The organism is Mucilaginibacter gracilis, from assembly GCF_003633615.1.
Classification (GTDB): Bacteria; Bacteroidota; Bacteroidia; order Sphingobacteriales; family Sphingobacteriaceae; genus Mucilaginibacter; species Mucilaginibacter gracilis.
The window spans coordinates 3,596,462-3,609,156 of record NZ_RBKU01000001.1 but is presented as its reverse complement, the minus strand read 5'-3'; the positions used below and the strand labels follow the sequence as shown (position 1 = coordinate 3,609,156).

Sequence of the window (12,695 nt, the reverse complement as noted above, 5' to 3'; positions counted from 1 at the left end):
ACAAAAATATAAATTAACTGTTCGTATTCCATACACTAAGCCATTTTTTAATCAATAGTTTACATAACGTTAATATAAAAACATTACATTTTTTAAAAAACCAGATATAAATAATGCTTTTAAACAAGTGGCAACCTTAAAATTAATACATTTTTAATAAATATCATCAAACATCAGCAATTTTAATTTTTGTTTTTAATACACTACTGTTAAATTAATATTACTAAGTATTGAGTCAAAAGTTAGATTATTCTTTTTTTCACTCAAGACTCAAGACTTGTGGCTAAAGACTATCCGTCATTACACCACTAACATTGACACTACTATATTTAGCTTTATACAGGCCCACAACACCTAATGTGGCTACTAAACAAACTCCGGCCAGCAGCCACCAACAAACAGCAAACCCGTAAGTGCTAATTAAACGGCTGCCAATAAAAGGCCCCAAACTTTGTGCCACAGACCAGGCTATGGTATACAATGCAGCATATTGCCCGCGGTTGTAGGGTGTGGTACGGGCTATCCAAAACGAATTCATGAAAGGCATGGCCATAATTTCGCCATAGGTTATCAGGATCACGACTACCAGTGCCGACCATGTTGAAGCCGGTAGAATATTTAACATAACAAAACCCGAGCCTACCAATAAAATACCTATCGGGATGTATTGCAGCGGATGGCGGCGCCCCTCTAAACGATGGATAATTACCATTTCGGTAAAGGCTATAATTATGCCGTTGAGCGACATTAAAAAGCCGATAACGCGCACATTGATATGCCAGTAAACTTTGTAGAATACAGGCTGCATAGTAAATAGCTGGAAAAAACAGGTGGCAAAAAGTACAACTATTAACAAAAAAAACAGGTAAACCTTATCGCTATAAGCGGATAAAGCCTTTGCCGATTCACCCGAGGGTTTAACAGGCCTGGCGGTTTTAACGCGGGGTATTAGTATTAACAGAATAACAGCGGCCATTATGTTTGTACAGCCATCAACCCAAAACAGTAAATGAAAGTTGAAGGATGCTAAAAAGCCGCCAATTGCGCTGCCAAACGCCCAACCCAGATTAACGGCAAGCCGGTTTAAGGAGTACGACCGGGTTTTATTGCTATCATTACTATAATGGGCAACAGCGGTACTGTTTGCGGGCCTAAAAGATTCGTTACAAATACTTAGTAAAAATGTGCCTGCTGCCATATTTATAAACGTGGTTTGGAAACCCAGCAGTATAAAAAACAGGCCACCGGTAAACAGGGCAAATATTTGCAGATCGTAAAAGCCCCATTTATCGGTTATTTTACCGCCAATAAATGCGCCTGTAATAGCACCCAAACCAAAAATGCCCACTATGCTGCCCGCCTGTGTAATGGTAAAATGCAATTGCTGTGTGCAATAAATGGTTACAAAAGGGATAACCATAGTACCGCTACGGTTAATAAACATAACCAGGCACAGGTACCAGCTATTTCGCGATAAACCGGTGTAGGCATTTTTATAGAGTTGGAGTATCATTTTGTTGTGCTGATGTGCTTATTAATATGGGCAAACTACTGTTTGAAACCTTGGACAAATTCGTTAATGAATCCATATGGCTCAATACCTAAATAAGTACTTTCATACACAATGTAGTCCTTAAATTGCTTATAGTTTGCTATATAAAACGATGATATTAAGACCATTCGCTTTCCATTTTTAAATAGGTAAAGGTGTTCGTAAGATTTTGTTTTAGAATGCACTTCGGCTAACTTATAACCATCAAAATTAGATAAGATGTATGATTTTGTAATCCCCAAACTTTTTACCGTTATCCTCTGTTCGTGGATTTTTATTACAATTATCTTATTTCTTACCTCCCACCAAATAATATAAAAAACAATCCAACCAAAGACAATAAATTCCCCAATTAAATCCAATGATCCGTCGTTCACTTGTGTCACAATTGTCAAAACGCTACTTACAATTATTAAAACAACACCCGCAATTGTGAGGTATGAAGCTATACTGAATTTGGATTTAATGGCTTTCATTGTTAATTTGAGCAATGACGTAGTGTTGGGCTTATTGTATATTGTGTTTATTAAACAAAAATAGCGATGAGTTAAACCCATCGCTATAAATTTTATCAATTTATCCCGTAAAGGGTTTACCACAAAAACAACGGAACGTACCAGATTGGCGATACATACCAGGGGTCGTAATAAGGTTCGTAATATTCTACAGTTTCGTAAACTACTGTATCGCCGCCGTCGTAGGTGTTGTTTTGGATGTCTTCCTGGCGCTGGCGTTCTTCTTCTTTAAGCAGGTCCATCATCAGGTCGGTGCCCTGGCGTATCATGTCTTCCATCGCATCCAAGCCAACCTCTCCTGGTTTTATTGCGGTATCAACTATAGCTGCTATCTCGGCCCAGGTATTATCAGACACTAAATCCATTTGCCATCCCGCCGACTGCGTATCAAACCTGTTCTCGTTTATAAACGACATGAACACAATTTCGTTAGGATCAATCTTTTTAAAAATGGCTACTGCAATGCGTAAATCATCAAACCGCTCATCGTTAACAAAATCGTCCCATTGCTCATCCGTATCAAAGTCAAAATACCGGGCAAAAGCAAATTCGCCTTTTTCAAGGTCGACAAAGCTAAAGACATCGTAAACCTTTAAATATTCGGTATAGCGTTGCATAAAGCTGGCAAACACATCTTCGCCTTTGTCTGTAGGCGCATAGTTAACACCGGCAGTAGTTACATAGCCTTTGGCCATTAACTCAATAAAAAGAGGTTCCAGTACCGAATCGTCGCCGTTGGAAACAGTTTGAAATTTATGAGTGCCGTTAATAAGCTCGTTGAGCAAAATTATGGCTTTGTATGTTTTTTTGTTATCTTCAGTTAAAACCATTGCCGTTGTTTAATAATTTGGGTGTATTGGCTTGTTGCAAGCGTTTGGCCTTAATAGCATCTAACGCTGTTGACGAACCGCCTGCGCCTAAAGCCTTGTTAATTTCCTGCTCGGTTGATAGGGTTGAATCTTCAATTTGGGCATAGGCCGCCGCACGAAATTCCTGCGCCGAAGCACGCTCGTCCATACGGTTAAGGGTTTGCATTAAGCCATCAGTATCTACGTTTGATAAGGTTTTGTTTATCTTCTCAGATACTTCGGCAGTTTTTGCCCGCGATTGGATCATCTTAGCGCGGTTCTCGGTTTCCTCTATCTGATCTTTAATTTGTTTAATCTTCAAATCCATCACGCTAACAGCACTCTCTTCCTTTTCGGCCATTCCCTTGTATTGCTCGGCTTCTTTAAGGGCGTCGGCATGCGCCTGTGCGGCTTTTATGGCGAGGTCGTTACCCTGGGCTTCGTCTAATTGCTTACTTTCTATCCTGTCTAACAGGCCATTAGTTTTGTTTTCCCATTCCTCGGCTTTGTTACGGGCCTGTAACTCGCTTGCACGGTGCGATAGTGCCAGTGCCTTAATTTCGGCTTCGCCCTGTATGGCCTGCTGATAGTTTGCACGCAACTCGCGCAATATCTGATCGGCCATTTTTGATGGATCTTCTAATTTATCTACGGCGGCGTTAGCCTCGGCTTTGCCGATACGAAATAATCTATCGAATATGCTCATTGTTTAATGATTGAATTTTGATTGACTGATTTATTGAATACACCTTGTGTGTATGTTGATACTAAATTATTATTTTATATTGATACTTGATGCTACTGTTTAAGTTAATAGTACTAAGTATTGAGTTGAAAGTTAGATTATTCTTTTTTTTGACTTAGAACTTAACACTTGTGCCTAAAGGCTAATAACTGAAATTATCTTCTACGGCCAAAACTACGGCTGCTGCCATAACTGCGGCGGGATGACGAACCGCTGCCAAAGCCCGACGAACGCCTTGAGCCAAAGCCGCCGCTACGTACACCTTGCGACGTATTGCGTGTACCGAATGACCGTTGCGAACCCGACCCACTTAAACTACTGCGGCGTGGTGAACTTACAGCCGAACTGGTGGTTGGCCTAAAGTTGCTTACAACTGTACGACGGCTATAGTACGATGGATAATAACCGTAATGGTACATAGGCACATAATAACTGTGCGGACGCATAAGGTAGCTTAACAGCAAAAAATCGGTAAAGGAAAAGCTGGAATGGTACATGTAGTTATTGCCAACATAATCCGGATTGCCCTGAATGTTTAGGTTGGCGGTATTATTGTTTGTAGGGTCAACCTTAATGCTTGCTACCGTAATGGATTGATTATTGCCTGTATCGTCAACAACGTCCAACTGGTTTTTACCGGGTTCTTTTACGGTTAGGTAATCAATCTTACCATCTTTATCCAGGTCAAGGTTATTGATGTTATTTTTGGGGTCGTTAATGGCTTTTTCTAAAACTTGCGGGTCGGTACTGGTTTTTACTATTTCGCCAAGTTTGTTTACATCAAACCCTGCGGTAGTATTGCTTGCAATGGTTACATTATTTTGCTGCGGACCCGAACATGCTGCAAGCAAAGTTGCGCAGGCCAGCGTTAATACTATCTTTTTCATGATTGGTTTTGGTTTTTGAGAACAGAAAGAATTCATTGTCCTTTTAAAATGTTTTGAATTTAGATTGCCCAACAGGTAATTTGTTACATTACCCTAACACTTCGGTTTTAAAATTGTTGTGATACAAATTGACGGTTTTATTTGCTACCTGCAAACACTTTTTGGGCAGAAGGAGCATAATTATCGGTAAAATGAGCAATTGGAGCGGCAGATGTAGTACTTTTAGGTAAGTTTATTTATTGTACCTTTTTTTAAGTAAGCTAACACCTTCTCTTCTAATTTTAAACAATTGTTTTCGGTTTTACTTAAACTGCATATTGCAACCGTTGTTGGGATACTTCCAAAATACTTTCTCGTCCACGCTGTGTCTACAGTTGTTAAATGTAATTCATATTCCAACGTATCTTTAGAAACTACTTTACCGCTATTGGGCATAATGGCATGAGCGTAAGTATAAACATTTGCTATTTTTTGCTGCAACCAAATGCCTTTAAAGGTGTTTACCAAAAACTCGTGAGGAATATTGATATTATCTCCTTTGGGATCATAACGCTCCATTGAGCTTTTTAATGAATCAATATAATCACAGGTCTCTGCATTTAATTTGGCCAAAGTATCGGCTCGTAAGTACGTCTGCTTATCGGCTTTATGTAGAACGGCGTACATTGCTTCTCCATTTCTTAGCCTAATGAACTTGTTTGATTTTTCCAACGAAACGTTAATCTGTTTAAAATCATTCATTAGGCTGTCGGAAATAAAACAACCTGTCGTTAAGATGCTGATAAATAAAACTAAGAAGCGGATATGTTTCATAGTTTTATTTATCAATTGGCAATTGGCTTATGCATATCGGGAATAACCAAGCCATCGGGATAGGTTGGGAATAACTTTTTGATATTTTGATTTTTGAGCGGAACGGTATCTACAAAGTACCAGCGCAACCCATTGTTACTGGAGTAAGCCAGCAGATATGAGCTTGAAGTAATCAGCGTGCCATTCATTGATATCTGCAATATATCTTGCACAATACTATATAAATCATTTTTTGATTTTACAATATCCTTAACATCACCTATAGTTATCGATTTAAATGCGATACCCTGGCTTTGCATTTGTGCCGCCGTGGCTGTTAGTTTAGTGGCCATTTTATCGGCACCGCCCATAGCTTTTATAAGTGGCGGGTAGGTATAAACAGCCAGTTGCTTAAAGTTTTGTTTCATCATGGCATCGGCACAGGCTTCGGCTTGCTTTTTTAGCGCGGCAGTTTGGGCCGCGGTAGCCTTATAAGGCTTGCTTTGCGCGAAGGTTAGCCCGGTGATGAAGAGTAAAATTATAGAGGTAATAAATTTCATTGTGATGTTGAAAGTATGATGTTAGAAATAGGCTATTGATTTTCTGAGATTGTTTAGTGCCTTTGCATCATCGTGAGTAACGAAGCAACCGCACGGAAGCATGTTCAACCTTGCAGAGCCGCTTTGCTTACGTGCGATTGCGACGCTATCGCTCACAACGACAAATTTTTTGTAACTCCTTATGCAACAGGCAATTTATAAGCCTGCCTGGCCAGCAGTTTCCATTGGCTGTGTTGTTTTATAAACACCAGTATAATACCCAGGTTTACGGTACCAGGTTTGCCGCCATCGGCAGTTGTGGCGGCTAATTTATGGCGCACTATGGCTGTATTACCGGTTACTTTTATGGTTTGATCTGTTAAAGTTATAGCTACAAATACCGAAGCTTTAGTTAAAAACGAATCCATAAACTCGGTTTTGGTTTGCAGCTTTCCGCTGGAGTGTCCGTAGGTTAAATCTTCGGAGGCCACGGCGTCCAGGTCGGCCTTTTGGCCGCTTATCATGGCAAGGCGCATTTTTTCAACCGCGGCGGCTACTTCGGTTTCGCTTTTTGTTTGGGCCCGGCTTCCCATAGCCATGGCTATCATGATGGTCAATAAAAAAAATGTCTTCTTCATAATGTCAAACTTAGGCAAAAAAACATGGAAGCTAAAACTATATCAATCTTCCCTCAACCGCTCATCGGTATAAGTTATTTCGGTTTTGCCATGTGGCACAGGAACTCCTTTTTCATCAACGCTAACAAATACTATTTTATCAATAGTTAATATGGTTTTGAGGGTTATTTTATTGCGTACCTCGCAGGTTAACGTTAACGAAGTACGACCAAAACTGACAGCCTTAATACCCAGCTCAATAATATCGCCCTGTTTAGCCGAGTTTACAAAATTAATTTCGGACATGTATTTGGTTACACAGCCGTTGGTACCCAATTGTATAATGGTATAAATAGCAGCTTCTTCGTCAATCCAGCTTAACAAGCTGCCGCCAAATAGTGTGCCGTGTGCATTCAAGTCTTCGGGTTTAACCCATTTACGCGTATAAAAATTCATGGTTTAGAAATATAACGGCTGAAGATAAGATTTATTTAAATCCTGAACCAAATCACGATCTTGAAAAGATTTACGACATCAAATAAAGCAACGAAAAAAATCTTCTATAGCAGATTTTATCGCTTGCAGAAGATTTCTCTTTTCGTCGTAACAAAAATTTTTTATCCCTTAATCCTTCCCGTTTAAACTATGCCCAAACGGTGGCAATCCTTTCAACTGGTAATAAACCGGTAAATCTCCACGGGGCGATTTTGGTAACTGGAAATGCGTACAATAATAAGTAGCCAAGTGTACTTCTTCCCTGCCGTTGCGGGTTATGATAATATCGGGCACGCGTTTTACTTTAGCGAAGAATGGTGTTACATCTTGGTATAAACTCGTGGTATCGTTTTGCATAATCACCACGGCATCATAACCCTTTAGGGTACCGGGGTCAACTAAAAAAGCAAGGTTTCGCGGGTCAAAACTAAAGCAAACTATTGGCTTTTGGCCTTTTAACGCCCAATCAACCTTGCCGGTTAGCCACCAGCGGGTGCAACCTGCAAATAGTTTGGGGTTTTTCATCCAGCCTTCTTTTTCAAAGCGGGCCTTAATATCCAGGTAATCGGTACCTTCAATAGTTGGGTCGTCAATACCTAAGTGCGTATGGGTTACAATGTATTTAGGGCCGTACCACTGCCAAAAACCGGTAATCATGTGCAGGCTTAAAAAGGCTATGGTAATTAGCGTAAACGATGCCGAAAACCTGAGCCACCTGCGCGTTCCCCTTGCTCTGGCCGGATCGCTTAAATTTTTGTCGATAGCATAACCAACAGGTATAAAAAGCATTAAGTAACCGGGAGCCTGCCAGTGAAAGTGGTATTGCAAATCGGCCCAAAGGGTGATAACTGTAAAAAATATAATGGGCAAAACTGATGTCCAAAAAACAAAACTATACGGCAACGAACTGTTGCGTTGTTTAAACGATTGGAAAAGTTGCTTCATTACCGGCAGCCATATCCAGGGTAATATCCAGCAAGCCTGGCCAATAAAGCTGCGCAGAAACCAATCGGGGTGCAACACAAATTTACCGTCGGACACGGCACGCGATCCCTGGAAAGCAAACGATACCCAGTTGTTATGCGCATTCCACCACAAAATAGGCGATGCTATGATAAGCGTTATTAAAACCGCTAAATACGGCCCGCCATGGGTTAACCAGCGGCGCTGGGCCTTATTGGCAATAATAAACATTAATACGCCAACAAATAAAAACAGTACATGGTATTTACTTAACGTAGCCAGGCCCATAAATACACCTACCAAAGTCCAAAGGCCATACTCTTGTGCGGTGGTGCGCGGCTTGGCGTTTGCATTGGGCATTAGCAACTGTATGATGAAGTAAGTTGCCAACAGCCAAAAAAACATAAGCGGGGCATCGGGCTGAAACCAGGTAGCTACCGGTATGGTAAACACGGCACTCAGGTTCATAATCAATACCGCCCAAAAGCCAGAGCGGGCATTAAAAAACTTGCGGGTAATTAAAAACAATAGCCAGCTTGTGCCTGCAAACAATATAATAGCAGGCAACCTTAACGTTAAATTACTAAGGCCAAATAACTTTATCATGATGCCGCTTAACCAAAAAAACAATGGCGGCTGATCGAAATAGCTTAAACTGAGCGTTACCGCTCCTCTGAAATAATAGGATTCGCCTATGCCTAAGCCTGTGTAAGCACCAATAAGTACGCGCACAACAAAGGTTAGTGCAATAAGAATAAGGGTGTATTTTACGGCGTTCCCTTCTGTAATTGTTTTGGAAGATGATTGCTCGTTATGATTTGGATCAGATTCGGAAGCGTCGATTTTATTCATAATTTGGATGTAGAGGTTAACCAAACAAATTGACTAATTTGGCTTAAAAGTAAAATCATAAAAATGCCATTTTATGATTTTACCATGTAAAATATTAAAACGATATAAACTACAGGCCAAAAATACAGCTTTTATTTCATTTTTGATAAAATTTATTGCGGCAGGCAGGCTAGCATATTGGCAGCTATACGTTGTATTAAATTTTGTTTGAATGCTTTTTTTAGATACTTATCCGAACATTATTCCGATATATTAAAAAAATAAAAATTAGCTATTGACAAATAAATTTAAAACTGTACATTTACAGCGTTAAACAGAAAAATGAAAACATCAAACGCATTCTGGTTCGGTTATTACTTTTACTTTATGAGTACAAGCCGGGACTGATATGTTGTTACAGATATAAACAAAAACAAAAGTCCCGGCCCAACAGCCGGGACTTTTTGCTTTAATACAAATATGGAAAAGCAAAAACCAAGAGTAGCCATACAAGGGATAAAGGCCTCGTTTCACGAAGAAGCGGCGTTTAAGTTTTTTGGTGAAGACATTGAAACTGTTGAATGCAACTCGTTTAAACAAACGTTTGAAAAATTGCAGAACAAAGAGGCTGATTATGTTATTATGGCCATTGAAAATAGCATAGCAGGCGCTATACTACCCAATTACAGCTTGTTAATGAACTATAATTTCCCGGTGGTTGGCGAGGTTTATTTGCCTATACAGCTACATTTACTGGCTTATCCGGGTGTTAAGTTTGAGGATATTAAAGTGGTTACATCGCACCCCATGGCTTTGCGCCAGTGTTTGGATTTTTTTGATGATTACCCGCATATTAAATTGGTTGAAGGCACCGATACCGCCGCCTGCGCCAAACGCGTACACGACGAAAAGCTAACCGATACCGTTGCCATTGCCAACGCACTTGCCGCCAAGTTATATGAGCTGGATGTTTTGGAACGCAGAATAGAATCAAACCGGACCAACTATACCCGCTTTTTGATATTAACGGATATGGACAATACCGAAAAGATAAAAGCCGACAAGGCTTCGTTATGCTTCCAGGTGGGTAACCAGGTTGGGGCCCTGGCCAAAGTGTTAAATATTTTTGCCGAGCACGATTTAAATATGAGCAAAATACAATCGATGCCGGTATTGGGTAAGCGCAACGAATATAATTTTTATGTAGACGTTGAATGGAACGAGCAGCAACAATATGATATTGCCATAAGGCAGATACTTAAATACACGCAAAACTTTAATATACTGGGCGAATATGTGAAGAACGACAGCCCCCCGGCCCCATGAAGGGGGAGTGTAGCAACCATTAAACTAAATAATCACAAAAAAAATCTCAATACTCAAATCTAATACCTCATATCTAAATAAGATGAAACTAAACTTTAACATACAGCCATTCAATTCCTGGGCTAAAGTAACCAAGGAACCATTTTTAATTGCCGGCCCTTGCAGTGCCGAAACCGAGGAGCAATTAGTTGCTACCGCACATTTGTTAGCCAAAACTGGTCGCGTATCAGTATTACGCGCCGGTATATGGAAACCACGTACCCGCCCCGGAGAGTTTGAAGGTATTGGCAGCATTGGCCTTGAATGGTTAAAACGCGCCAAAGCCGAAACCGGTTTACCAACAGCGGTTGAAGTAGCTACCGCCAAACACGTAGAAGAAGCGCTTGCTGCTGGTGTTGATATTTTATGGATTGGCGCACGCTCAACCGCAAACCCGTTTACTGTTCAGGAAATTGCCGACGCGCTACGCGGCGTTGATGTACCTGTAATTGTTAAAAACCCGGTTAACCCCGATCTTTCTTTGTGGATAGGTGCTTTAGAGCGTGTTAATAACGCCGGTATTACTAAATTGGCAGCTATACACCGTGGTTTTTCGTCGCACGAAAAAACTGCTTTCCGTAACGAGCCGATGTGGGACCTGGCTATCAGCTTAAAAACACATGCCCCTGAGTTGCCTATTATTTGCGACCCAAGCCATATTTGCGGTAACCGCGAGCTGATACCTTACATTGCCCAAAAAGCACTTGACCTGGATATGCAAGGTTTGATTATCGAATCGCACATTGACCCATCGGTAGCCTGGACGGATGCCAAGCAACAGCTTACACCATCGGCATTGGACGAGCTTATGGGCCGTTTAGAAATCCGTAAATCTGGCGCCGGCACACCCGAGGTTAAGGATAAATTAGCCGTACTGCGTAATGAGATTGATAAAATTGACGATCTGGTTATTCAGAAAATAGCTGAAAGAATGCAGATAGCCGAAAAAATTGGTCAGCATAAAAAAGATAACGGTATCACCATTTTACAGGTTAGCCGTTGGGACGAGATATTGAACAAACGCATCAGCTACGGAAAAGCCTTAAAATTAAGCGAAGAGTTTACAAGCAAATTGCTGGAATTGATACACAGCGAATCTATCCGTAAACAAACCGAGATTATGAATACGGATGGTATAGCAGGTAGCCAGCAAGAACATTTAACCCACGTTTAAATAGCAGCAATGCAAGGTAACATCATTATATCTAAGGCTGATAAAACACTTAGCGGAACCATACAGCTTACCGGTTCTAAAAGCGAATGCAACAGGGCACTCATTATTGAGGCCCTGAGCAAAGGCAAGGTGAAGGTAAAAAACATGAGCGACGCTGCTGATGCTGTTACGCTGAAAGGGGTTTTGAATCAGGAGTCGGTAGTCGGTAGTCAGAAGACGGAGGTCAGAAGTCAAGTAGTCATAATGGCTGACGGGGATTCGGAGCCTTCCAAATCCGAAATCGTAAATCTCAAATCCGAAATCGTAAATCTCAAATCCGAAATCAACATCGGCCCTGCCGGCACTGCGATGCGATTTTTGACCGCCTATTTACCCTTGCAGGATAAAAATGTAGTGCTAACAGGCACACAACGTATGCAGCAACGCCCCATTGGCGTGTTGGTTGATGCTATGCGCAAGCTGGGTGCTAAAATTGATTATGAAATTAACGATGGCTTCCCTCCTATTAAAATTCATAGTGGCTTTGAACAGCAAACCAACCGCATTGCTATTAAAGGCGATATCAGCAGTCAGTATATTACAGCATTGCTGTTAATAGCTTCGAGCTTGCCTCAGGGTTTAACATTGGAGATTGAGGGCGAACTGACTTCTAAACCGTATGTTGAGATGACTCTGGCCATGCTACAGCAAGCCGGCATTGCGCATACTTGGGCAGGTAACAGTATTGGCATAGAAAGCCAGCCTTTTAAAGAAACCGATTTGGTGGTTGAACCCGATTGGAGCGCGGCTTCGTACTGGTATGCTATTGCGGCATTATCAAACACTGCCGAACTATTTTTACCTGCTTTAAAGGCTTACAGCCTACAGGGCGATAGTGTGATAACGGAAATAATGGCAAATTTTGGAATTACATCGCAATTTAAAGATGGCGGCGTATATCTGCAAAAGGAAGCTAAACCCATTTTACGCAAGATATTTGATTTTAAGGAATGCCCGGACCTAGCTCAAACCGTTATTGTGGTTTGCGCCGCGTTAGGCCATGATGCTACCTTTACGGGATTGGAAACCCTTAAAATTAAGGAAACCGACCGTATAGCCGCCCTGCAAAATGAGTTGGCTAAAATAGGCGTGAAACTCACTGAAAAAGGACAGGTATATAAATTGGATTGCAGCGAAAAGCGTATTCCCGAAAAGGTGATTATTCATACTTACGAAGACCACCGCATGGCTATGGCTTTTGCCCCCCTGGCCCTGGTAATTCCACAGGTTGAAATTGAAGACCCCACGGTGGTTGAAAAATCGTACCCGGCATTTTGGTCGGATTTGGAAAAGGTGGGATTTTCAATTAAAAAATAAACTAAAACTGTGTCAT

General features: G+C 41.1%; 13 protein-coding genes. 3 read left to right on the top strand and 10 right to left on the bottom strand.

The window, feature by feature from the left end:
* Positions 1 to 283: 283 nt before the first annotated feature.
* The 10 genes from BDD43_RS15755 to BDD43_RS15710 all read right to left on the bottom strand — a co-directional run bounded on the left by BDD43_RS15755 (position 284) and on the right by BDD43_RS15710 (position 8,805).
* Positions 284 to 1,513, bottom strand: a complete 1,230-nt coding sequence (locus tag BDD43_RS15755; protein ID WP_121198571.1) for an MDR family MFS transporter — start codon at positions 1,511 to 1,513, stop codon at positions 284 to 286.
* A gap of 35 nt (positions 1,514 to 1,548) precedes the next feature.
* Positions 1,549 to 2,028, bottom strand: a complete 480-nt coding sequence (locus BDD43_RS15750) for a hypothetical protein (protein ID WP_121198570.1) — start codon at positions 2,026 to 2,028, stop codon at positions 1,549 to 1,551.
* 116 nt (positions 2,029 to 2,144) lie between these two features.
* A complete protein-coding gene (locus tag BDD43_RS15745; RefSeq protein ID WP_121198569.1) occupies positions 2,145 to 2,897 on the bottom strand; it encodes a hypothetical protein in 753 nt (250 codons plus the stop codon).
* Positions 2,884 to 3,621 (bottom strand): PspA/IM30 family protein, encoded by a 738-nt coding sequence (locus BDD43_RS15740; RefSeq protein WP_121198568.1) that lies wholly within the window; start codon positions 3,619 to 3,621, stop codon positions 2,884 to 2,886. The genes BDD43_RS15745 and BDD43_RS15740 overlap by 14 nt, the downstream gene beginning before the upstream one ends.
* A 194-nt stretch (positions 3,622 to 3,815) precedes the next feature.
* A complete protein-coding gene (locus BDD43_RS15735; protein WP_147425655.1) occupies positions 3,816 to 4,547 on the bottom strand; it encodes a putative periplasmic lipoprotein in 732 nt (243 codons plus the stop codon).
* A gap of 222 nt (positions 4,548 to 4,769) precedes the next feature.
* Positions 4,770 to 5,360, bottom strand: a complete 591-nt coding sequence (locus tag BDD43_RS15730; protein ID WP_121198566.1) for a hypothetical protein — start codon at positions 5,358 to 5,360, stop codon at positions 4,770 to 4,772.
* An 11-nt stretch (positions 5,361 to 5,371) separates the two neighbouring features.
* Positions 5,372 to 5,899, bottom strand: a complete 528-nt coding sequence (locus BDD43_RS15725) for a hypothetical protein (protein WP_121198565.1) — start codon at positions 5,897 to 5,899, stop codon at positions 5,372 to 5,374.
* A gap of 179 nt (positions 5,900 to 6,078) precedes the next feature.
* A complete protein-coding gene (locus tag BDD43_RS15720) occupies positions 6,079 to 6,516 on the bottom strand; it encodes a nuclear transport factor 2 family protein (RefSeq protein ID WP_121198564.1) in 438 nt (145 codons plus the stop codon).
* A gap of 42 nt (positions 6,517 to 6,558) precedes the next feature.
* Positions 6,559 to 6,951 (bottom strand): acyl-CoA thioesterase, encoded by a 393-nt coding sequence (locus tag BDD43_RS15715; RefSeq protein ID WP_121198563.1) that lies wholly within the window; start codon positions 6,949 to 6,951, stop codon positions 6,559 to 6,561.
* Between the two features lie 168 nt (positions 6,952 to 7,119).
* Complete coding sequence (locus tag BDD43_RS15710; RefSeq protein ID WP_121198562.1) at positions 7,120 to 8,805, bottom strand: ArnT family glycosyltransferase; 1,686 nt, start codon at positions 8,803 to 8,805, stop codon at positions 7,120 to 7,122.
* Between the two features lie 459 nt (positions 8,806 to 9,264).
* Between BDD43_RS15710 and BDD43_RS15705 the strand changes: the two genes are divergently transcribed.
* The 3 genes from BDD43_RS15705 (at position 9,265) to aroA (ending at position 12,679) form a co-directional block, all read left to right on the top strand.
* Positions 9,265 to 10,110 carry a prephenate dehydratase gene (locus BDD43_RS15705; protein WP_121198561.1) on the top strand — a complete coding sequence of 282 codons (846 nt, stop codon included), beginning with the start codon at positions 9,265 to 9,267 and terminating at the stop codon, positions 10,108 to 10,110.
* Between the two features lie 82 nt (positions 10,111 to 10,192).
* Entirely contained in the window at positions 10,193 to 11,323 is a 1,131-nt protein-coding gene (locus BDD43_RS15700) for a chorismate mutase (protein WP_121198560.1), read from the top strand.
* Between the two features lie 9 nt (positions 11,324 to 11,332).
* On the top strand, positions 11,333 to 12,679 hold the full coding sequence (gene aroA / locus BDD43_RS15695; RefSeq protein WP_121198559.1) for a 3-phosphoshikimate 1-carboxyvinyltransferase: 1,347 nt from the start codon (positions 11,333 to 11,335) through the stop codon (positions 12,677 to 12,679).
* The last annotated feature ends 16 nt before the right edge of the window (positions 12,680 to 12,695 follow it).